27 protein-coding genes and 1 pseudogene are annotated in these 21,469 nt (G+C 35.1%); all 28 read left to right on the top strand.

Translation table 11 applies throughout. The features are described 5' to 3' along the window. Window positions 1-3 precede the first annotated feature (3 nt). The 28 genes and pseudogenes from FEZ13_RS10500 (at window position 4) to FEZ13_RS10375 (ending at window position 21,468) form a co-directional block, all read left to right on the top strand. On the top strand, window positions 4-1,257 hold the full coding sequence (locus tag FEZ13_RS10500; RefSeq protein ID WP_146552579.1) for an NRAMP family divalent metal transporter: 1,254 nt from the start codon (window positions 4-6) through the stop codon (window positions 1,255-1,257). 60 nt (window positions 1,258-1,317) lie between these two features. Beyond that, the gene (locus FEZ13_RS10495; protein ID WP_146552578.1) at window positions 1,318-2,109 is read left to right on the top strand and encodes a putative hydro-lyase; all 792 of its coding nucleotides are present in this window, start codon (window positions 1,318-1,320) and stop codon (window positions 2,107-2,109) included. Window positions 2,110-2,151: 42 nt separating this feature from the next. Beyond that, complete coding sequence (locus FEZ13_RS10490; RefSeq protein WP_146552577.1) at window positions 2,152-2,439, top strand: hypothetical protein; 288 nt, start codon at window positions 2,152-2,154, stop codon at window positions 2,437-2,439. Window positions 2,440-2,773: 334 nt separating this feature from the next. Next, the gene (locus tag FEZ13_RS20080) at window positions 2,774-2,896 is read left to right on the top strand and encodes a hypothetical protein (RefSeq protein WP_255473101.1); all 123 of its coding nucleotides are present in this window, start codon (window positions 2,774-2,776) and stop codon (window positions 2,894-2,896) included. 77 nt (window positions 2,897-2,973) lie between these two features. Continuing rightward, window positions 2,974-3,933: a tRNA dihydrouridine synthase gene (locus tag FEZ13_RS10485; protein ID WP_146552810.1), complete on the top strand. Its 960-nt coding sequence runs from the start codon at window positions 2,974-2,976 to the stop codon at window positions 3,931-3,933. A 183-nt stretch (window positions 3,934-4,116) separates the two neighbouring features. After that, window positions 4,117-4,824, top strand: coding sequence for a hypothetical protein (locus FEZ13_RS10480; RefSeq protein WP_146552576.1), 708 nt, complete (start codon window positions 4,117-4,119; stop codon window positions 4,822-4,824). Between the two features lie 417 nt (window positions 4,825-5,241). Beyond that, the gene (locus FEZ13_RS10475) at window positions 5,242-5,547 is read left to right on the top strand and encodes a hydrogenase maturation protease (protein ID WP_146552575.1); all 306 of its coding nucleotides are present in this window, start codon (window positions 5,242-5,244) and stop codon (window positions 5,545-5,547) included. 893 nt (window positions 5,548-6,440) lie between these two features. After that, window positions 6,441-6,731, top strand: a pseudogene (locus FEZ13_RS20070) (cupin domain-containing protein); the annotation flags it as partial. A gap of 382 nt (window positions 6,732-7,113) precedes the next feature. Continuing rightward, complete coding sequence (locus tag FEZ13_RS10465) at window positions 7,114-8,904, top strand: T7SS effector LXG polymorphic toxin (RefSeq protein ID WP_146552574.1); 1,791 nt, start codon at window positions 7,114-7,116, stop codon at window positions 8,902-8,904. Between the two features lies 1 nt (window position 8,905). Next, window positions 8,906-9,334 (top strand): SMI1/KNR4 family protein, encoded by a 429-nt coding sequence (locus FEZ13_RS10460; RefSeq protein WP_146552573.1) that lies wholly within the window; start codon window positions 8,906-8,908, stop codon window positions 9,332-9,334. Window positions 9,335-9,633: 299 nt separating this feature from the next. Beyond that, window positions 9,634-10,383, top strand: a complete 750-nt coding sequence (locus FEZ13_RS19530) for a hypothetical protein (RefSeq protein WP_186725844.1) — start codon at window positions 9,634-9,636, stop codon at window positions 10,381-10,383. Further along, a complete protein-coding gene (locus tag FEZ13_RS10450; RefSeq protein WP_146552572.1) occupies window positions 10,383-10,991 on the top strand; it encodes an immunity protein Imm33 domain-containing protein in 609 nt (202 codons plus the stop codon). Before FEZ13_RS19530 ends, FEZ13_RS10450 begins: the two co-directional genes overlap by 1 nt. Before the next feature lie 234 nt (window positions 10,992-11,225). Then, complete coding sequence (locus FEZ13_RS10445; protein ID WP_146552571.1) at window positions 11,226-11,849, top strand: HNH endonuclease signature motif containing protein; 624 nt, start codon at window positions 11,226-11,228, stop codon at window positions 11,847-11,849. A 110-nt stretch (window positions 11,850-11,959) separates the two neighbouring features. Then, complete coding sequence (locus FEZ13_RS10440; RefSeq protein WP_146552570.1) at window positions 11,960-12,421, top strand: YrhA family protein; 462 nt, start codon at window positions 11,960-11,962, stop codon at window positions 12,419-12,421. A 69-nt stretch (window positions 12,422-12,490) separates the two neighbouring features. Then, window positions 12,491-12,658, top strand: coding sequence for a tyrosine-type recombinase/integrase (locus tag FEZ13_RS20065; RefSeq protein WP_370467686.1), 168 nt, complete (start codon window positions 12,491-12,493; stop codon window positions 12,656-12,658). Window positions 12,659-13,260: 602 nt separating this feature from the next. After that, window positions 13,261-13,683 carry a hypothetical protein gene (locus tag FEZ13_RS10430; RefSeq protein WP_146552569.1) on the top strand — a complete coding sequence of 141 codons (423 nt, stop codon included), beginning with the start codon at window positions 13,261-13,263 and terminating at the stop codon, window positions 13,681-13,683. 301 nt (window positions 13,684-13,984) lie between these two features. Beyond that, complete coding sequence (locus tag FEZ13_RS20060) at window positions 13,985-14,734, top strand: hypothetical protein (RefSeq protein WP_255473100.1); 750 nt, start codon at window positions 13,985-13,987, stop codon at window positions 14,732-14,734. A gap of 2 nt (window positions 14,735-14,736) precedes the next feature. Beyond that, window positions 14,737-14,988 (top strand): hypothetical protein, encoded by a 252-nt coding sequence (locus FEZ13_RS10420; RefSeq protein WP_146552568.1) that lies wholly within the window; start codon window positions 14,737-14,739, stop codon window positions 14,986-14,988. Window positions 14,989-15,142: 154 nt separating this feature from the next. After that, complete coding sequence (locus FEZ13_RS20325; RefSeq protein WP_146552567.1) at window positions 15,143-15,979, top strand: DNA/RNA non-specific endonuclease; 837 nt, start codon at window positions 15,143-15,145, stop codon at window positions 15,977-15,979. Window position 15,980: 1 nt separating this feature from the next. After that, entirely contained in the window at window positions 15,981-16,391 is a 411-nt protein-coding gene (locus tag FEZ13_RS10410; RefSeq protein ID WP_146552566.1) for an immunity protein YezG family protein, read from the top strand. A 76-nt stretch (window positions 16,392-16,467) separates the two neighbouring features. Beyond that, on the top strand, window positions 16,468-16,857 hold the full coding sequence (locus FEZ13_RS10405) for a hypothetical protein (RefSeq protein ID WP_146552565.1): 390 nt from the start codon (window positions 16,468-16,470) through the stop codon (window positions 16,855-16,857). A gap of 15 nt (window positions 16,858-16,872) precedes the next feature. After that, entirely contained in the window at window positions 16,873-17,208 is a 336-nt protein-coding gene (locus FEZ13_RS10400; protein WP_146552564.1) for a DUF3969 family protein, read from the top strand. Between the two features lie 114 nt (window positions 17,209-17,322). After that, complete coding sequence (locus tag FEZ13_RS10395) at window positions 17,323-17,496, top strand: DNA/RNA non-specific endonuclease (protein ID WP_146552563.1); 174 nt, start codon at window positions 17,323-17,325, stop codon at window positions 17,494-17,496. Between the two features lie 5 nt (window positions 17,497-17,501). Then, window positions 17,502-17,975 (top strand): immunity protein YezG family protein, encoded by a 474-nt coding sequence (locus tag FEZ13_RS10390; protein WP_146552562.1) that lies wholly within the window; start codon window positions 17,502-17,504, stop codon window positions 17,973-17,975. Window positions 17,976-18,194: 219 nt separating this feature from the next. Further along, the gene (locus FEZ13_RS19525) at window positions 18,195-18,359 is read left to right on the top strand and encodes a hypothetical protein (protein WP_186725843.1); all 165 of its coding nucleotides are present in this window, start codon (window positions 18,195-18,197) and stop codon (window positions 18,357-18,359) included. A 159-nt stretch (window positions 18,360-18,518) separates the two neighbouring features. Further along, window positions 18,519-19,088 (top strand): hypothetical protein, encoded by a 570-nt coding sequence (locus FEZ13_RS10385; protein WP_146552561.1) that lies wholly within the window; start codon window positions 18,519-18,521, stop codon window positions 19,086-19,088. Window positions 19,089-19,103: 15 nt separating this feature from the next. Beyond that, on the top strand, window positions 19,104-19,745 hold the full coding sequence (locus FEZ13_RS10380; protein ID WP_146552560.1) for a hypothetical protein: 642 nt from the start codon (window positions 19,104-19,106) through the stop codon (window positions 19,743-19,745). A 637-nt stretch (window positions 19,746-20,382) separates the two neighbouring features. Next, window positions 20,383-21,468 (top strand): sensor histidine kinase, encoded by a 1,086-nt coding sequence (locus FEZ13_RS10375; protein WP_146549793.1) that lies wholly within the window; start codon window positions 20,383-20,385, stop codon window positions 21,466-21,468. Window position 21,469: the final 1 nt, after the last annotated feature.

Genomic DNA, 21,469 nt, shown 5'->3' with positions numbered 1-21,469 from the left:
TCAATGGAAGAAAGAATTGATATTAACGAGGACAAAAAAATAGATCAGAAAGAAAAAGGTAAGTTTGTTAAGAGAAAGGCAAATAAAAGTGTATTGCTAGGAGCAGCTTTTTTAATGGCTACTTCATGTATTGGTCCAGGGTTTTTAACACAAACAACCGTCTTTACACAACAATTAGCTGCTAGCTTTGGATTTGTAATTTTAATTTCATTGATTCTTGATGTTTTTGTACAGGTTAATGTTTGGCGCATTATTGCTATCTGTGGCATGCGTGGACAAGAAATTGCTAATAAGATATTGCCTGGTTTAGGTGTAATACTTGCGATTATGATAGTTATAGGTGGTCTAGCCTTCAATATTGGTAATGTAGCTGGTGCTGGACTAGGTTTAAATGCATTGTTTGGCTTAGATTCAGTTACTGCTGCCGTTATTAGTGCACTGTTTGCTATTTTTATTTTTGTTTATAAAGAAGCTGGAAAGGCAATGGACAGGGTTGCGCAAATTGCTGGTGGTGTTATGATTCTACTGATGCTTTTTGTAGCTTTTAAAACTTCACCACCCATGGGGGAAGCACTTGTCAATACCTTTGCACCTGAGAAAATTAGTTGGTTTGCAATCGTAACCATAGTAGGAGGATCAGTTGGAGGATACATTACATTTGCAGGCGGTCATCGCCTTTTAGATGCTGGCATAAAGGGTCAAGAATCTTTGCGAGATGTAACCAAAAGCTCTGTATCAGGAATTTTGATCACAGGTATAATGCGTATTGCCTTATTCTTGGCGGTGCTTGGCGTTGTTTCACAGGGATTAAAAGTTGATAGTAGCAATCCGCCAGCATCTGTTTTCCGATTAGCTGCCGGAAATATTGGTTATCGTATGTTCGGTGTGATTATGTGGGCAGCAGCGATTACTTCTATTGTGGGGGCGGCTTATACATCCGTTTCTTTTATCCGTTCATTCCATCCTTTGATTGAGAAATATCATAATTGGGTGATTATTACATTTATTATCTTCTCAACGGCCACTTTTGTTTTTATTGGACAACCTGTTAAAGTGTTGATTCTGGTAGGGGCATTAAATGCACTGATTTTACCCTTAGCACTAGGAACCTTATTAGTTGCTGCACACAAAAAAGAATTAGTTGGTACATATAAGCATCCTCTTTGGCTAACTATTGGTGGTACACTCGTCGTGATAATAATGGGATATCTTAGCATTATCACACTAATTGAACAAATTCCCAAATTATTTAGTTAATCTAGTATAATCCATGAGTATTCTTCTCATGGATTATTCGTTTATAAGGAGTGAATGTCAATGACAATATATAGTTCTCTAGAGTCAAATGAAATCCGCAAATGTATTCGAAGACAAGAAATTACTGGACCAACTTCTGGAATGGCAGTTGGTTTTACACAGGCAAACTTAGTGATCCTAAAAAAGGAGCTGGCTTTTGATTTTCTACTATTTTGTCAACGTAATCCAAAGCCATGTCCATTATTGGATGTAACAGAACCAGGATCATTTATACCTTCTAAAATTGCTAAAAATGCAGATATTCGCAAGGATATTCCTAGATATCGTATATATCGTGATGGTATTTTGACAGATGAAGTATTAGATATTACAGATTATTGGGAAAATGATATGGTAGGATTTTTAATAGGTTGTAGTTTTACATTTGAAACACCTCTTCTTGAAGCTGGAATTCCTATCAGACATATTCAAGAAAATTGTAATGTACCAATGTATAAAACGAATATCCCTTGTGAAAAGGCAGGACGATTTAAGGGACCAACTGTTGTTAGTATGCGTCCTATGACACCAGAGGATGCCATTCGTGCAATTCAAATTACCTCACGTTTTCCAAATGTACATGGGGCGCCTATTCATATCGGTAACCCAGAACAAATAGGTATTACAGACATTTCAAAGCCAGATTTTGGTGATAAAGTATCTATTAAGTCAGGAGAAATACCAGTATTTTGGGCTTGTGGAGTAACCCCTCAAGCAGTTGCAATGGAAAGTAAACCATCGATTATGATTACTCATGCACCAGGTCATATGCTAATTACTGATATAAAAGAAACAAGTTTAAGTATACTTTAAAATATGTTCGTAATTTAATCATACAGGCTAAGATATTTCAGTTTGTATTTATCTGAATGGCGAGAAGTAGATGTTGTATCTGATGAATTTTATGCAGGTTGGCAATGGGAAAAAGATGGCATTACATTTGGAGTAGCAGTTTTTGTTAATAATGGGGATTTAGACTTTTTAGTGGATTGTAGTACATCAAAAGCATTTCCTTTTTATATAAAATCGGAGAAAAGATTTATGGGGGCGTATCGTTTTTCACTCGCTATTAAAGATTTTGTATCTGACGAAGATTTATCTGTAGATTTTGCTTTAGATTTTTGGGGGAGTGAGATGCCGTAAATCGATATATTATTCCTACAAAAGTACATTGCTAAAGTTTACCCAATGATTTATTCATACAGACATCGTTATCAATCCTGTACGCTTAAGCCATGTGGAGGGCAGGGCATGGTTGTACTATAATAAAAATACCATTTCGGACCGATTTTCGTTAAAATAAACATGGCGATTTTCATAAATGACCAGTATTCAAATGTACTAGTGTATGATAGCAATTCAGGAAACATGGTATCAGTGTAAAGAAAGCGATACATTTGTTTTATCCCGTATTAACGGGCAGTAATCCTTCCACCTCAAAATTTAGCGAAAGCAAAGAAGTTAGGAGGGGGATCAATTGCTCATAAAAACGATTGGTACGGATCAACAAGATGTTGGTCACTCAGGTGCTGCCGCAGGATGTGGTGCTTTTAACCTGAGTTCCTCCAGTTCAGTGTGGGACGAAGAAAACCCCTACTGATGAAAGTTTCGCTTTATATTTTTGGACCAACAGACAGTTTAAAGTTGTATCCGTAATGAGAGGATTTGAGTTTGAAAATGATTGATAATTTTTGGCGTGATTTACCACGACCATTTTTTGTACTTGCGCCAATGGAAGATGTGACAGATGTTGTTTTTCGCCATGTAGTAAGTAAAGCAGGTAGACCAGATGTATTTTTTACAGAGTTTACAAACACGGATAGCTATTGTCATCCTGAGGGAAAGAACAGTGTTCGTGGTCGTTTATTGTTTACAGAAGATGAACAGCCGATGGTGGCACATATCTGGGGAGATAAGCCCGAATATTTTCGACAAATGAGTATTGGGATGAAAGAGCTCGGATTTAAAGGTGTAGATATCAATATGGGCTGCCCTGTACCGAATGTGGTATCGAGAGGGAAAGGTAGCGGTCTTATTCTGCGTCCGGACGTTGCGGCAGAACTTATTGAAGCAGCAAAAGCGGGTGGACTGCCTGTCAGCGTGAAAACACGACTTGGCTATAAGGATGTAAATGAGTGGGAGGAGTGGCTAACGCATATTTTAAAACAGGACATCGCGAATCTTTCTATTCATTTACGTACAAGAAAGGAAATGAGCCAAGTAGAGGCACACTGGGAGCTGATTCCAGAAATCAAGAAATTACGTGATCGTGTGGCACCCAATACGCTACTAACCATCAACGGAGACATTCCTGATCGTGAAACGGGACTGAAGCTCGTTCGTCAATATGGTGTGGATGGGGTTATGATTGGGCGAGGTATTTTTAAAAATCCGTTTGCCTTTGAAAAAGAGCCGAAAGAGCATAGTAGTATGGAATATCTCGATCTTCTAAGATTGCACCTTGATCTTCATGACAACTATTTAGAAGAATTGCCACGTCCAATCACTGGGCTCCATCGTTTTTTCAAAATATATGTCAAAGGATTTCCTGGGGCAAGCATGTTAAGAAATCAATTGATGAACACAAAGTCAACGGATGAAGTGCGTCAATTACTCGATCATTTTGAATGTGGATAGGGACGGAGACAGTGAAATGAGGTAATGCTTAAAAGTTAGAGGGAAAATGAATCCTATCAACTCATATGTGGCAATCCTGCATATGCGGAGTATGAAAAGCCTGAAAATAATGAATTTATGAGTTTGCAAATTGAAAGTTAGAGCTTGAAAATCTGATTTTTATTCCTCTATAGAATTCTGTTTATGGAAGCAAATTTAATAGTTAAATTAAAGTACAATAAAATAGTTCGTTTCGATGTAGAGGATAAATCAGAATATGAAATAAAAATAAGGGAGGTAAATGATGTGAAAGATGATAGGATTCTTAAAAATTTAACTGAACTAAATACACCTATTGGTACAATAACAGTTAAGTGTTCTAAAGAGAATATTCCATTTGACGCTGTGCCCGACAGTTATTTTACAGATTATGAGATTTTTGATGAAGATAATGAAACTATACTGGCGCATATATTCGCAGATGCAAATTATCAAATACGTATAGCAACAAGTAATTTGAAAATAGCGGAGAAATATATAATTAAGTTTAATGGGGGAATTTTTGATTATAATGCTGGTGATGAGCACACGATTTCGTTAACGGGAACATTTGGAGGATATTCCATTGGATTAAGTGCATATGATCCGAATGATGATGAAAAAATGGAACAAGCTTATGCCTATTCTAAGGAAAAAAGATACCTTGAACAAAACATGATTGTGGAACCAACAAAATATGATATAAGTAAATTCGCACAGTATACCTTAGATGTTTTAGAAGACATGTCGGGTTATTCTTTTACACTAATTGATAGAAGTTGTGAATATATTTTTTTCTCGGTAGCATGGATACGTCTGGATACATTTGATGCTGACACGTATGAAGCAGCAGTAGATTTTTGGATTTCTTGATAACCATCTCTAATTCTGTTTGCACAATTACGCGAAAAGGAAAGTCTACATGCTTTGGCAGATTGCTTTTTGGATGAACACCTACAAGACGGTACAAACTTAGAATTCATAAGTATTTCGCGACTTCACGTCGATTGAATGGTATAAATCCAGAGATCTTCCAACATCTTTTTCTCAATTTAGTTGGGCAAATCCACACCAAGACACACTATTCAAAGAGAGTCATGACTTTGAAAATGCCTTGGTTTATTCAGACCACAACGCATTCATCTGCATCTACAGAATATATATACTACTTTTACAGTGGCTTCCCCCAGCAGAGATCGGCAGAATTCTTTGTTCTTTTGATCCGTGTATGTCATGTGCAACTCATGTATATAGTCTAAGAAAACAAGTAAAAACGATAAAGGTGTTTTAATGGAAAAAATAATCGTTTTAGGTATTGGCAATCGATTAATGACAGATGATGGAATCGGTATTTATCTCATTGAGCAACTATCCAAGCTGAATTGTACACCCCATGTATCTTTTCTGATTGGAGAATCCGATATTGATTACTGTATGGATCAAATCATGAAAAATACATTTGTCATCATTGTGGATGCTGTGTTTTCAGGAAATAAACCAGGAGAGATTACCATTTATCCACTTGCCGATTTACATGAATATCAAACGTTAGACATATCAGCGCATCACTTTCATTTATTTCAATCATTATATTAACAGAAAGAATCGATAAAGGGTTTTCTCATAGGAGTGGAGCCTCACGAGATAAGGTTCTATATTGGACTAAGCAAAACTTTAAAAGAAAAATGGAAAACGATTTTACAAGAGGTATCACAGAACATTGATAGATTGATCGCAAAGAATTGAGTGTGTTATATAGATCTGTAGATTATAAATTAACAAGCGTGTCGATCAGGAAAAAAACAGGCAATCAATTGGGCATAATTCTAAAAAGCCATGTATTTTTAGCTCCATTTATGTAGCTCGCTCTTTGTTGCGGCTAGCTCGTTTCCTTCATGCAATCATACTCGATGAAGACAATGCAATGTCCTGCGGAAAGAGCGAATAAACCTTCTAAGAGAGCAAATAAACCTTCCGAGAGAGTGAATAAAGTCTCTGAGAGAGTGAATAAGCCTTCCGAGAGAGCGAATAAATCCTCCGAGAGAGTGAATAAAGTCTCCGAGAGAGCGAATAAATCCTGAGAGAGCGAATAAATACTCTGGGAGAGCAAATAAACCTTCCGAAAGAGCGAATAAATCCTCCTGGAGAGCAAATAGCCCCATGAAAAGAGCGAATAAATTCTCGTGAAAAACAAACAGTTGAAAAAACGCAGCTTCGCTAAGTAGGCTCGAGACATGCCTGCAGGAAAGCAAGCACGTCGTAGCGGAAATCAAAAGTACTATATTATGTGGGCAAAATTGGATAATCAACGGGCTTGATAAATTAATTTAAATAGAAGAATATTCCCTATTAAAGCATAGTCATATGTTGCTTTTGTAGATTTGTGAAGGAAATGAAAAAATAATGTCCTTAGTATGTATCTATATCAATACCATTATTTTGTTAATGCGCCATTGTATAACTATGAAAGATAGCCTGTTTACAGAAATATTCTTAATGGTACTATCCAAGATGATTTTAAAGATTATGACCCAGAGAACCATTTAGAGTCCATTTTAATGAGGCTACGAAGCAAAACAAAACCTATTGTACAGCTTTATGGACAGGGAACGTTTGCAAATTGCTTTAATGAGTTTCAATGTTGCCAAAGATATTGGTTTGGAAATGTATTCTAACGTTGATCAATTCTTACGTATTGAACAAGGGTAGGGATTGTTCAAATGGACAAGAGTAATGATAATTTTGACTTTGAAAGAAATATCTATGACGATTTTGCAATAGATACAAGAGCTAGGCACTGTAATATAGATAATGGGGTGTAAATGATGTCCTTAATCTCTTCAGAGGTTAAGGATTTTTTCTATAGATAGCCTTAGATATAGGTACCAGTAATTAGTTTATATTTCCTATTTTGTATTGATATAAATAGGCAAAAATAATCTCAATAGTATGTTTTTTACATGGTATAATTGATAAATATTAACATGTAATATGCTTTGTTTTAATGGAATATAGTTACTGAATAGATAGGAAATGATGATGAAATAGTTATAGAGTGGTAGATATAGCGGTTGCTTTAACTAACGCTCAGTGAAACACAAAACGACATTAAGTTGAACGAAACGTAAAGGAAGGTGGATCGTTATTACAAAAGTACTAGATGTGGCAGGGTTACAGAATGGCATCGAGAAAACGCTCAAGTCCTTAAAAAATAAACAAACTGAGATGGCGGCGATTGAAAAAGCGGTACAAGGGATACTGGCGCTAGAAGATGCTTTTAAAGGAGAAAGTGGGGAGGCAATTCGAGCCTATTATCAAGAAGTACACCTGCTATTTATCTCCTATTACCAAGCTTTTATAGCCGATTACGAGAGTCAACTAAAGGCCATGGACCATGAATTACAAAAGCTAGAATCCGCCGAAAATGGCCGGATCGACGAAGCGTTTTTAACAGAGGACTTAAAAACTAGCCTCCAAAACACAGCTAATCGTACCATCACCCTCACAGATGAGGCCAATCAAACCATTCTTTCCATCCAAGATATTGTGGCAACACCGTCATTAAATGATGCCTCTTTTTTGGAGGAAGTGACGGACGCTCAAAAACAGATTCAGTCTACGGTAGAAAAAGTTCACCAATTTGATTACAATCAAAGTAAAGCTTTTGAAGAATTATCCAATGATGTGTCGAACATGCAAAACTACATAGATGGCATCCAAGCGCAGATGAAGAGTGGAAAGCTGCAACTAGAAAACTATACAAGCGGCACATTAAGCCAGTATCAGCTAGATAGCTGGTTGAAGGATGAGGTGGGAAGCACCTGTTCAAGAGTAGAGACAGAAAAAGTGGATCGAATCGAAGAATTGCAAAAGAAACTCGCAAAAGCTTCCACGCCAGAGGAATATTTAAAAATCGCGAAAGAAATAGGCATTGAAAATCTCGATGATGACCAAAAACAAATCGTCACTATGCTGGAAACCGCGGAGGGCATCTCAAAGGGTCTCCTTAAAGCGGGAAAAGACTTTGTAAAAGGCATATTTGACTTCGCCACTCATCCCGTAAAAACAATAGAAAGGACAATGGATGCCATTGCTCATCCCATCGAAACGTACGATTATCTTTCGAAATCCATCGCTGATTCATTTGAACGAGATGTCATCAATGGAGATGCCAAGTCACGTGCCGAGTGGATCTCCTATGCATTAGGAACCATCGGATTATCCGCAGTGGGCACCAAAGGATTAGGGGCTGTATCAAAAACAGGAATGACCACAGTCAAAGTCACTGCTAAAGTAGGCGTCCACAAGGTAAAAGGTGCAGCCCAAAAAATCCCGACGCTTGACCTATATCCGTATGCGCCCCAACATCAATTAGCCGGGGTGAACGCAGGTATTGTGCCTTATAATACGGTGAATAGCGTTCGCTTGAGAGATCAGTTGATTTCTATGGCGAAGGTGGAGGCGAGAGGTAGCGGTACGGGTACTAAGGGTACGGGTAAAGAAACTTATCAACATCTAAAGGACTATAAAAATAATAAATTTTTCACTAGAAGTGTAGAGTATAATGCAGGTAAAGATGGCACAGGATTTACTTATAAAGTATATCAAAGAGGAGATATTAATTGGGATATGGTCCGAACAAAAGGTGCTAAAAAAGGTCGCGGGCTAACAAATGCTGAAGCATCTGCGAAATACGGACTAGCCCCTATTCTTGATGAAGCAGGTAGTGTTGCAACATTGCATCATTCACAACAAAAAGGTGTTGGACCATTATATGAAGCTTCAACAAGGTACCATAATATCGCTAATGCTAAAAGAGCTCCACTACATCCTTATAAAGGAAAGTTAAACCCATTTTATCCAATGGATGAGACAACTAGAGGAGCGTTTCAAAAAGTAGATTCTATTAATTATTGGAAAATACGAGGAGAAGAAGCTTTAGGAGGAAGATAATATGAGCATATTGCCTGAGAGACTAGATGAAGTTCTAGGAGAAGAAATATATAAACGTGAAGATAGCAATCTAGTACAGGATGCTTTAATAAGGCTAGGTGTAAACGTATCGGATACTTTCCAAGAATTTTATATCCAGTATGCAGGACCTTTTTGGGAAGAGCATGTACCCTTTGAATTACTAGATATAGCAGATGAAGAAAACAATATTGAATCATACACACTCATCTCTAGAAAAGAACATGGTTTTCCGAAGCAATATCTGGTTTTAAGTGAAATGTCAGCAAATGCTGTATTAGTACTGGATACTGTAACAGATAAAGTTTATATAGTTAATTTTGAGGGTGGAGATGAACTACTTATTAAAGGTGAGTTAAAGGAAAGTTGGTCATCGTTTTTTGATTTCTTGAAGGCATATTTTAATTGTTAATTATGGTCCAATAAAAGTTAATTCAGAGAAACTTAAAACCTTGATTGGCTTAATATGCCTTCAAGGTTTTTTGACTTTAAGAACTTTATGGTTAAAATATTATCACTTTTGAATCAAAAACTCATGATGGTTAGCAAACTTACGAGATTGGTTGCAGTGACATATAAAAAAATACAACCACACTTACTACTTGGTTCAAGTTCAAGTGCCAGGCACCCACACAATTCTGACAATAAGCTACAAATAAAGTCTTTAATCTCTACAAAGATTGAAGGCTTTTTAAATCCGAATTATTTTAATTGGATTCATTAGCATTTCAGCGGGATGTCATCAATGGGGATGCCAAGTCGCGCGCCCAGTGGATCTCCTACGCATTAGGAACCCTCGGATTATCCGCAGTGGGCACCAAAGGATTAGGCGCTGTAACGAAGACAGGAATGACCACAGTCAAAGCCACTGCTAAAGTAGGCGTCCACAAAGTAAAAGGCGCAGCCCAAAAAATCCCGACGCTCAACCTGTATCCGTATGCGCCCCGACATCAATTAGTTGGTGTGAACGCAGAGGGTGTGCCTTATAATACGGTGAATAGTGTTGGCTTGAGAGATCAGTTGATTTCTATGGCGAAGGTGGAAAGAAAGGGTACGAGTAATGGTATTACAAAAGATGAATATAAAAATTTGAGGAAGAAGACACCAAGTAACGATATAAGAAAAATGGTTAATCCAGATGGTCCTAAAGTAGACCCAGTATATGGTTATGAAATTGATAAATTTGAAGCAGACCATATCGTTTCAATGAAGAAAATAACTGAAATGGATGGATTCAGTAGGCTAACTAGAGAACAACAGATAGAAATTCTAAATCTAAAAGATAATTTTATTGGTCTTGGAAAATCTTCTAATGCATCTAAGGGGGATCATAGTTGGGCTGATTGGAAAGGGCATTCTAAGATGGGAGAGGTTCCTGTTAATGTTAGAATGGAAATGCTAAAAAAAGAAGAACAAGCTAGAGAAGCTCTAAAAGTAGCCATAGAAGAGAGGTTGAAGTAATGAAGAAATTTGAAAAGATTATTACGGGTAAAACTATTATAGTGACTGCCGAAACAGAATTAGAACCTCAAGTAGAAAATTTGTTTGCTATATTAGAACAGGTAGATCCTAATAAATTAATTCATGGATTCTCTTTTCAAGTTGGTTGGTCCGTCTATTATTTACATGAGAGAGAAACCGGAAAATTTATAATGACTACTCCTGATTATTCTAGAAATCCATTTGAAGATACAACAGAAGATTTAACTTTAGCATTGTGGGTACAACTAGAACAAGGTCATTTTTTGAGAAAGATAAATGTCGATGGTTTAACAATAAAATTTAGTGATAAAATCATACTTTCTAAAGGTGTACTAGAACTCGAGAAAATATATTTACAAAGAAATGGAGACGTTGAAAAAGGGGATTCAGGTTGGTATATAGGTCCTGTAGAGGATAATAATACTACAGAGTTGCATGCTCTATATGCTTATCAGCTTCTAAAAATTAAACCAGAAATCATTCAAGTTCTTGCTTTGCCAAACGACTATATAGTTGTTTTTGAAGGTAAAGAAATAAAAGCAGTATTAAACGAAAACGATGTAGATGTTTATAAAGGCTTTAAATAGGTTTTAATTACTGAAATCTTAAGTTACAAAGCTTAATCTCTACAGAAAGTTCAAGTGACAGGCACCCACACAATTCTGACAATAAGCTACAAATAAAGTCTTTAATCTCTACAAAGATTGAAGGCTTTTTAAATTTTGTTTATATTAATTAGATTCATATGAACGAGATATGGTGAGTGGTATAATTCCTATTCACGTGCCACCTACGCATTAGGAACCCTCGGATTATCCGCAGTGGGCACCAAAGGATTAGGCGCTGTAACGAAGACAGGAATGACCACAGTCAAAGCCACTGCTAAAGTAGGCGTCCACAAAGTAAAAGGCGCAGCCCAAAAAATCCCGATGCTCGACCTGTATCCGTATGCGCCCCGATATCAATTAGTTGGTGTGAACGCAGAGGGTGTGCCTTATAATACGGTGAATAGTGTTGGCTTGAGAGATCAGTTGATTTCTATGGCGAAGGTGGAAAGAAAGGGGAGTATTAAGGTTAATGGTGAAAAGCATGATTACTTTATAGGAACTTTAAAAGGAGAGAAAATTCATTTAAAAGGTGTAAAGGTAGAAGAAATCACTTATATTAAGAGAATTCCAGTAGAAACAGCTAAACTTAGAAAGGAATTTAATAGTTCTGTTAAGAAGAATTTTCTTAAAGAATTTGCCAGCGATCCTGTAAGAGTTAAACATCTTAGAAAAGCTGGTTTAGATGAAGCTGATATTGCTAGAATGAAAGATGGACTTAACCCTAAAGGGTGGCAAGTGCATCACAATTTACCTTTAGATGATGGTGGTACAAATGATTTCGCTAATTTAGTCTTGATAAAGAATGACCCTTATCATAAAGCGGTTACCAATGAATAAAACTCTCAAACAAGAGGATTAGTCCCTAAACAAAGTAAAACGATAAATTGGCCGATGTTTGAGGATGATATTTACCCATCAAAACCTTTTAAAAGGAGGGAATAGTAGATATGCCCCAGTGGAAAGACTTGTTGATAGAAATAGAAAAAATTGAAAAAAAATATGGAAGTTCACTCAGAAATCCTGCATCATATACAGAAATCAAAAAAATGAATCATAATATTCAGCGGAAATTAGGAAACATTGTGTTACCTGAGTCATATATCGAATTTCTAAGGAGAATAAATGGGTTAGACTTCAATGGATTGGTAATCTACGGCGTTGATGAAGTTCTACTTGATAAGGAAGTAGACGAAGATATCCATGGATTTATTGAGACAAACGAGCTTTGGCATGAAAATGATTGGCAAAAGCGGTATCTATTTTTTGGAGACTCTGATACAGCATGGTATGGTTATGATCTAAAAGAGAGTATATATGTAGAACTCGACAAACCCTCAGGAACTCTAATTCAATCATTTGAAAGTTTTGATTCTATGTTGATTGATGCACTTGAAACAATTCTTTTGTAAGCTCAAGTGACAGGCACCCACACAATTAAATTGAACACTTCAAACATAAAAATCTTGATGAACTAGAAGATTATTTTTTTAGACCAAATAGGAGAACAATTACACCGTTCACGACTTAATAAAATTTTACGTGAACATGGACGCAATGTGGGGGTTAGAAAAGAAATAAGATGTTCTCCGCATGATTGCCGCCATTATTTTGCACAAAAGCAATTAAGGAATGGTATAGATGTATAAAGTTTAAGTCGTTTGGTGGGACATTATGATACACAAATTATATCTGAATATTTAAGATTCCTGATTGGTTCAAAAAAGATAATACAGCATCAACAATGGATTATGAAGCTAAATTGAAAGAAATAATGGCAAGATTAGGCTAATAAATTATAAAAATTAAAGCGTAGTATATTATTCCTTAATATCTATTTTTTGTATAGTTAAATTGAGAGTTTAAATATAAAAATGGTATACTTTAATTGTAAATAAAGTTAAATGTTTTTATTTTAAAAAGAAGAAGGCAGGTAATAAGATGTTAAAGATAATTTTTTCTAATCGAAATTTAGCAAGTTCATCATTATTTTTAGGGTTGCTAATATTATATGATGTGTATTCTGATTTTAAAATAAATATAATAGTGGCACTAATTTTCTTCCTATTATTTCTATTTTTAAATGCTTTTTCTATCAAAAGAGATAATGACCCTAAATAATTACATTTATTTCTATTTATACTAACATTTACTTATTTCTACTTAAAACCCTTTATTCCCTAATATAATTGTATTATTTTAGGGAATAAGGAGGTGATTTCATGAAATTACTAAAAAAGTGATAGTTTCTTTGATGTTATCTGTAATTGTATTTTCATCTGTAAGTCCATTTCTTTCAAATGATGAACCAAAAATAGTTGAAGCAAAAACAAAGTATAAATACACTGGTTGGAAATACCATTCTACACTTTTCTATAACAAAAAAGTGAGAAATTTAACTGTTGCAGCTTTAAATATTTATTTTATAAGTATATTACCTAATTATTTTGAAAAAGCGAAAGCGCCATTGCAAATAGCTAATTTAGTTTATCAAGCTAATGCTTCAACAACGTACAGTAAAATAGTGACATATAGAAAATATGTTAAAACTAAGAAAACTTTTAAACCACTTGCTGGTGAAAGAACAACAATTTATGTTTATAAAGATAAATCAAAAAAGAAATTAATAACTAAAAAGACTAAATATAAGTATACCAGTTTTTATAAAAAATAGTTGCTTGTGCAGTATTCAAAAGAACGAAAAAACGAGAGGTTCAAAAAATTATTTTGAGTCTTTTCAATATTATAATAGACATGGTATACGAAAAAACAGCCTAAAATTAGGCTGTTTTATAAGTATTAGCTTTATATTTGATTGTGATATTGTTTTTATCTATATTTTTTTCAACTTTACTAAACCATTTTTCTTCAGAAAGTTCAAGTGCCAGGCACCCAAACAATTCTGAAAATAAGCTACAATTAAAGTCTTTAATCTCTACAAAGATTGAAGGCTTTTTAAATCCGAATTATTTTAATTGGATTCATTATCATTTAAACGAGTTGTCACCAATGGAGATGCCAAGTCACGTGCCGAGTGGATCTCCTATGCATTAGGAACCCTCGGATTATCCGCAGTGGGCACCAAAGGATTAGGCACTGTAACGAAGACAGGAATGACCACAGTCAAAGCCACTGCCAAAGTAGGCGTCCACAAGGTAAAAGCCGCAGCCCAAAAAATCCCGACGCTCGACCTGTATCCGTATGCGCCCCGATATCAATTAGTTGGTGTGAACGCAGGGGTTGTGCCTTATAATACAGTGAATAGCGTTGGGTTGAGAGATCAGTTGATTTCTATGGCGAAAGTGGAAAGTAAGGGTACGGGTAAAGTTCAAACTGGTGGTAGAGAACTTTCAGTAGATGAATATTTAAAACGACTTGATGAAGCGGATGATATGTACGAATCCTTTAGAAAATCCAAAACGGATGTAAATTCTATTGCTAAAAATACAGGAATGACTGAACAAAGGGTACAAAGAATCAAAGATCATTTATTGTTCAAAGAGCACATTAAAGAACATGGAGTTGGACGGTTTGATTCAGATTATGAAATTGCACAAGCGTGGGATAGGCTCCAAAAAGGGACCCACAAAAAGAATGATATTGATTTATTAAATCATGAACTTTTTGAGTTGAGATTTGAAGGGATATTTAAAACGGACTATAGGACGGCCCATGATAAAACAGTAGAGTCTGGGCGTCCATGGTATCCACCAGAGGAGGAATAAAGTTGGCTTCATACGTTTTATTACTAAAAGAATATGAAGATAATGAAACTGTAGTTTACAGATTCGGACCTAATGAAAATATTATGGGGAAAATTGAGTTAAATAAATTTACTAGAAAATTTTCAGAGTTAGAAGTTATCCCAGATAACAATTTTCCATCTAAGTTTTATTATGATAGAGCTGCTCAAAGATTGGCAGTTTGCCTAGTAAAAGAAGGTGGTGTATTTCCTGATAGAACAGCTTTCGAATCATAGTAACTTAAAATTACCTTGATTGGCTAAATGCCTTTCAAGGTTTTTTACTTTGAATTTCAAGTGACAGGCACCCAAACAATTCTGACAATAAGCTACAAATAAAGTCTTTAATCTCTACAAAGATTGAAGGCTTTTTAAATCCGAATTATTTTAATTGGATTCATTAGCATTTCAGCGGGATGTCATCAATGGGGATGCCAATTCACGTGCGGAATGGATCTCCTACGCATTAGGAACCCTCGGATTATCCGCAGTGGGCACTAAAGGATTAGGCGCTGTAACGAAGACAGGAATGACCACAGTCAAAGCCACTGCTAAAGTAGGCGTCCACAAGGTAAAAGCCGCAGCCCAAAAAATCTCGCCACTTAACCTGTATCCCTATGCGCCCCAACACCAATCAGCGGGTGTAAATGCAGGTATTGTGCCTTATAATACGGTGAATAGCGTTGGCTTGAGAGATCAGTTGATTTCTATGGCGAAGATGAGTGGTAAAGGCAAAGACGATATTTCTAAACAAGTAAAATATAGAGAGCATTTCACTAAAGACAATGGTAAGAAAGCATTGAAACCTAATATTGAGTATACAACTAAAGAAGGGTACCAGTATAAAACCGATGGTAGTGGAAGAATATCAAATGTAGAAGCGAAGTTAGAACTTGGCAAAGCAGAACGTAATCAATATGCGCAAAGGACTGTTGGTGGAGAGGACAGATTATCTAATGATGATGGAGGACATTTGATAGCAAGCATTTTTAAAGGCTCGGGTGAAATTGACAACTTAGTACCAATGAATGCTACTCTTAATAGGAAAGAGTACAAAGCATTAGAGACTTCTTGGAAAAAAGCTTTAGAAGAAGGAAAAGAAGTAACAGTTAGAGTAAAGCCTATTTATAAAGGGAAATCTTCTAGACCGACTGAATTTAAAATTAGCTATACAATAGAAGGTAAAAAATATTCGGATAGATTAACTAATTATCTAGGAGGTAAGTGAGATGGAAACTAAGTTAATGGAACAGATATATCAACGAATTGCAAATACATTAGTAAATATAGTACCTGAAGAATGGGAAAAAATTTTTTTATATGCTGAAATTAGAGAAAATTATAAAAAGGTATTTTTTTACTATTATGCTCAATCTAGAGTAGAACCAGTGTATAGCCTTGATATAACAGATTTGTTTAGTATTTCTGAAGATGATTATGATGAATTGGAAAATGAGCTCTATAATTGTTTTACGAGATTGTGGGAGGAATTTAGGGTACAAGAACAAGAGCAGTGGACTAGTTTAACTTTTATTTTAGATAGTACAGGAAAAATGAAAATTAACTATGGATATAAGGATATTTCAGAACTCAGCCCTATAGAGAAACAAGATAAATGGGAAGCTGAATATTTAGTTTAATCAAAAAGTTCAAGTGACAGGCACCCACACAATGAAGAAGTGGATCGCATCGAAGAACTGCAAAGGATAAGTTTTGGTGACAGGCACTCAAACAATTAACGCAGGGGTTGTGCCTTATAATACGGTGAATAGTGTAGGCTTGAGATATCAGTTGATTTCTATGGCGAAGATGGAGGTAAGAGGTAGTGGTAAGGGTACTGGTGAAATTAAAAATGTGTATAATTCTATTAAACAAGCACCTAAATACCCATCTGGATTTAAGGCGGTACAAAATGGTACTAAGAAAGTAAATGTAAAGAACCAAGATGTATTAGAAAAGTTAAGAGAAGTAGAGTCAGGACAATGGAAAAAGATATATAAGGATGGGTATGACTCTAATGGTAAAAAGATATCAATACATTATTTTGAAGGTCAATCTGGAAAAGTCTTTGATGTGAAAGTTAAATCAGGCTGGAGTAATAAATGAATTTGGGGTGTTATCGTGGAAATAAACATTAGCATTTCTGGAAAAAGTGAAAGCGAAAGGTTAGTTTCTATAATTCAGTTAGGATTATTATCTGCTTTAGAAAAACAAATAATCAGTATTGAAGAAGCTGAGGGATATTTATTTAATCCCCTTACTGTTAGTAAACTAGAAATGTCTGGTTTAAGTGAAGAAGTGATAGATATAATAAGGGAAGGTTGTGAATTAGAAGATATTCAAAGTTTAATGCCTGAAAAATTGTTGCCAAATATTATCAGGCTAAAAGAACAAATACTAAGTAACATTACTACTATCCAAAGCCCTGAACCACCAACGGAGAAAATTATTAAATAGATGAAAGCTATTGCTCTTGAATATGTTTGTTCAAGGGCTTTTTAGTGGGTGGAGTGCCGAATGAAACGCTTATTACTCAAAGTAAGTTTTGGTGACAGGCACCCACACAATTAAATGGAGACTGAGTGGGCCAGTGCATTAAAAGAGGTACCGCCCAAGAAAGTCTCTGTTAGTATTGAACCGATCTACTCTAATAATTCAATGAGACCGGATTTCTTTATGGTCGAATATGAAATTGAAGGCCAATTGCCAGTGATTCGCGAGATTGCAAATAAATCAGGAGGCTGATATTGATGAGTTTTGAAACAGAATTAAACGAGTTATATAAAGAAATTGCACAACAGGTTAATGATATGATTCCAACTGAATGGGATAATTTCTGTTTTAATGGTGAAGTTAAGGAGGGTGAAGGAGGAGTTTTCTTCTTTTTTACGCCAAAAGGTGAGGAACAATACATTTTTTCACATTATATTCCAAAATTATATAGTGTAGATAAGAAGGCTTATAATAAAGAACTACATAAATTATTTCAACTAACTGTTGAACTCAAAAAAGTTTTTACTGATAATGACCAGGATCCTTGGTTTTCAGTTACATTAATTTTAAATGATACAGGTAAATTAAACGTACATTTTGATTATACAAATTGGGATGAAAGTGAATTTGGTCCAACAGATAGAATTAAGTATTTTGAATATAAATATATAAGTCAAAACAAAGAACAGCTAGATTTAATGGAGAGAATGAAGGAATTTGAAGAAAAGTAAACAAATCAAAACCACTAGTTATACTGGTAGTTTTGAGAAAGTGTAATTTTTGTAGTTATATTAGATGAATCAATTTCGTGAATTGTTTTTCACAGAAAAAATACGAATTTTAAAGTTCAAGTGACAGGCACCCACACAATTACTCAGGTGTTGCCACAGGACGTGGTGCTTTTAACCTGAGTTCTTCTATTTCAGTGGGGATGAAGAAAACTCCCACTGATGAAAATTTTGATGCCAGGCACTCAAACAATTATCAGTCTTACTAAACTCAAAACAACGATGCTATCCACGGGAAATAACGTTCAATCCATGGGAAATGCTGTCCAATCCACGAAACTTACGCCTCTATCCACGGTATTCTCCGTCCAATCCACGCAAAAATGAATTGTATCCACGAATTCGAATTTTAGTTCTGAGGGGATACGTGAATAGTTCAGCTTCAATTATATTATTTATGATATTTTCTAAAAATTTAGAATAATTTATTTACTTAATATATAATATATAGTATATTATGAATAAATTACTAGAATGGATGGTACTATGAAAAAGTCGTTAAGTTTTATTATGTTACTTGCTTTATTGATTACCATTGTGCCAGGTAAATCATTAGCTGAAGAAAGCACCAAATTACCAACTATTGGTGAAGGATCAGAAATAATCATTACTGAAGAAAAAGAGCCATCAGTTGACCCTGATACTTTATCAAACACAGCGACAACTATTTATGGACCTGAATCATCTTCAGGTATTCAAAGTATTATTAAACCATTAGGATTGAGTTTTGCAGGTGGTACAATTGCTTGTTATACTCTTGGTAAGAATGCTTATTGTCCTTGGACAATAAAAGTAAAGGGAGGTGTGATTACTTATAGTAAGGTAATCGTCTACCTTGAAAAGGATTATGGTTTTCTAAAAGGTGGATGGAAAGATTATTCTACATTTTCTTTCAAATATAAAGTATCTTCACCAAGTACACATATTAGTAATGAAGCAAGTTTTAGATTGTCAAAAGGAAGTTATCGAGCACGTCTTGGTGGAAGTTTTATCACACTAGAAAATGGTCCTTATAGTGCAATAGCAAATGGTGCATCTTATTTTGAAATTAAATAAAAAGTGGTGGAGTTAATGAACTGGTTAGAAGAATGTTCTGTTGATTTAAATACAGCATCTATTCAGGATGATGTTGATCTTAAGATACAACATATTCGGAATATTGACGGTGTCAATAAAAATTTTTCTGTTTTAACCGAATTTTTTGTGTCGAATACAGCTAAAGTACAAAATTCTTTAATATCTATTTTTTTAGATGAAGACAAGATACCTGAAGATCTTCTAAAAGATGTAATTCCACATTTTAATAATGTGAAAATGGTGTCACAAAATGATGTTCTAAAAGAAATAATGCTAAGTCAGCCAAAAGATTACTCAGTTAATTATGTTAAAGGTCATTCTAAAAATCCGATAATTCAAAATATTTATAATATAGATATACCAATTAATGCAGATGATAAATGGCAACAGAAGAAGGTTTATAAAATAAGGACTGAAAAAATTGAAAAATATGAAAATAGGGATTTTGATAAGATCTTGCCTTATTTAAATCCTCCTTATAATATGCCTTATGTTTTTCTTAGTTTATATGATTGGATACTAAATGATGATTTAAAGAACTCCCCAGCCATAAAATATTTCACTCATAAATTTAAAGAAGTTTATCTTTGGGTAGATGAAATACAGAAAGTAACAGAAATTCAATTTTTAAAATAGATGAATTTCAGTGCCGGACACTCAAACAATTCTGAAAATAAGCTACAAATAAAGTCTTTAATCTCTACAAAGATTGAAGGCTTTTTAAATTCGAATTATTTTAATTAGATTGCGAACGTTTCTCAAGCCAAGTGAATATCTAAAAATCGCGAAAGAAATAGGCATCGAAAATCTCGATAATGGTCAAAAGCAAATTGTCGCCAGGCTGGAAACCGCAGAGGGAATCCAAAAGGGTCTCCTCAAGTGGGAAAAGACTTCTTCAAAGGAATCGATGATTTTATCCCGCGTTAACGGGCAGTAAGACCCCACCTTAAGGTTTAGAGAAAAACAAGAAAGGAGAGGGTGGGGATCAACTGCCCGTAAAAGCCCGATTGGTTCAGCTAACTATCCGTGGGTATGAAGAAAATCCCCACGGATGGAAGCTTCATTTTATACCAATATTCATTGTATAGTTGCCTAACATTTTTGCCTAAAATGATCGCAAGCATTCATCTTGAAATTTTATATGTTAGATTATCTAACATACTAATGGTCTCATCATTTCTATTATGTTATAGTAGTTGAAAGTAAATGATTTTACAGAAAACTTTTTTCTCCGTTTTGCAATTGAAGCATAGCTGAAAGGAATTCTATCAACATGGATAATTCGTTTTGTTTGGAGGATGTCACCATCTTAACAGATGAACAATGCGGGATCTTATATGATATGTTCAACAATCTTCCACTAATTGCCGATCTCACTCAAGCAGATATTTTCATAGATTGTCTGTTAAATAATCAGGATGCTGCTATTGTGGTGGCTGAAGCAAAACCCTGCACCACACAATCATTATATAAAAATTCTGTAGTCGGTCAAATTGCATATGAAGATTCTGAACCGGGTGTTTTGTTTAGTTTAAAAACAGGAAAACCCGTCATTGGCTCGAAAGGCATATCTCAGGAAAATGTTGTTATGCAACAGGATATTGTCCCGATTAAGGATAGCTTTCATCAAACGATTGCTGTCTTAATAAAAGAGCGAGATATTTCACAAGAAATTTTAAACGAGCAAAAAGTGAAGACCTTAATGAATAGTAAGGATAATAAAGAAAAAGATGACGTATTCCAATCAGTGATTGTTCAAGAGATACATCATCGCGTGAAAAATAACCTGCAGATCATTACAAGTTTACTGCGACTGCAAAAAAGACGATGTTCTTCTTCAAGTGAAGCCGTTGAAGTATTACGTGATAGTATATCCCGAATTTCAAGTATGGCAATTGTCCATGATTATCTGGCACAGCATGGTATTGAAAAAGTAGATACGAAGTTTGTAATGGAGCAAATTTCAGCACTATTAATTTCCTTATCGAATAACCAGGAAAAAAAGTTTAATGTTTCTGTTCAAGGGGAATCCTTATTTTTACCGTCGGATATTACGACCTCCGTTGTCCTTGTTGTGAATGAATTGGTTCAAAACTGCATCAAGCATGCATTCCCTGACCAGCAGGAAGGAAAGATTGAAATCAATGTGAATTCTCGAAAACAAATGGCATACATTACCGTTAAAGATAATGGGCAAGGTTTAAAAGAGAAAAGGTCTGACCTAAAGACATCATCTCTGGGTTTGCAATTAGTTGAAATGCTGGTTGAGGAAAAATTACAAGGGGATCTATCGTTTTTTTACTCCAAACGGGGAACAAAAGTTTCTTTAACATTTCCAATTTCCGATAAGGTGATGTAAT

Origin of the sequence: Rummeliibacillus sp. SL167, from assembly GCF_007896505.1 — a bacterium.
In the GTDB taxonomy this organism is placed as follows: domain Bacteria; phylum Bacillota; class Bacilli; order Bacillales_A; family Planococcaceae; genus Rummeliibacillus; species Rummeliibacillus suwonensis.
Note: the sequence above shows the minus strand (reverse complement) of the source record. Positions and strands in the feature narration are given on the sequence as shown.

Excerpts from the sequence above, each read along its gene's own strand:
- FEZ13_RS10375 (WP_146549793.1), top strand. The coding sequence starts at position 20,383 with ATGGATAATTCGTTTTGTTTGGAGGATGTCACCATCTTAACAGATGAA.
- FEZ13_RS10495 (WP_146552578.1), top strand. The coding sequence starts at position 1,318 with ATGACAATATATAGTTCTCTAGAGTCAAATGAAATCCGCAAATGTATT.
- FEZ13_RS10460 (WP_146552573.1), top strand. The coding sequence starts at position 8,906 with ATGAGCATATTGCCTGAGAGACTAGATGAAGTTCTAGGAGAAGAAATA.
- FEZ13_RS10395 (WP_146552563.1), top strand. The coding sequence starts at position 17,323 with ATGGAGACTGAGTGGGCCAGTGCATTAAAAGAGGTACCGCCCAAGAAA.
- FEZ13_RS10475 (WP_146552575.1), top strand. The coding sequence starts at position 5,242 with ATGGAAAAAATAATCGTTTTAGGTATTGGCAATCGATTAATGACAGAT.
- FEZ13_RS10380 (WP_146552560.1), top strand. The coding sequence starts at position 19,104 with ATGAACTGGTTAGAAGAATGTTCTGTTGATTTAAATACAGCATCTATT.
- FEZ13_RS10410 (WP_146552566.1), top strand. The coding sequence starts at position 15,981 with ATGGAAACTAAGTTAATGGAACAGATATATCAACGAATTGCAAATACA.
- FEZ13_RS10385 (WP_146552561.1), top strand. The coding sequence starts at position 18,519 with ATGAAAAAGTCGTTAAGTTTTATTATGTTACTTGCTTTATTGATTACC.
- FEZ13_RS10450 (WP_146552572.1), top strand. The coding sequence starts at position 10,383 with ATGAAGAAATTTGAAAAGATTATTACGGGTAAAACTATTATAGTGACT.
- FEZ13_RS10500 (WP_146552579.1), top strand. The coding sequence starts at position 4 with ATGGAAGAAAGAATTGATATTAACGAGGACAAAAAAATAGATCAGAAA.
- FEZ13_RS10485 (WP_146552810.1), top strand. The coding sequence starts at position 2,974 with ATGATTGATAATTTTTGGCGTGATTTACCACGACCATTTTTTGTACTT.
- FEZ13_RS10480 (WP_146552576.1), top strand. The coding sequence starts at position 4,117 with ATGGAAGCAAATTTAATAGTTAAATTAAAGTACAATAAAATAGTTCGT.
- FEZ13_RS10440 (WP_146552570.1), top strand. The coding sequence starts at position 11,960 with ATGCCCCAGTGGAAAGACTTGTTGATAGAAATAGAAAAAATTGAAAAA.
- FEZ13_RS10390 (WP_146552562.1), top strand. The coding sequence starts at position 17,502 with ATGAGTTTTGAAACAGAATTAAACGAGTTATATAAAGAAATTGCACAA.
- FEZ13_RS19525 (WP_186725843.1), top strand. The coding sequence starts at position 18,195 with ATGAAAATTTTGATGCCAGGCACTCAAACAATTATCAGTCTTACTAAA.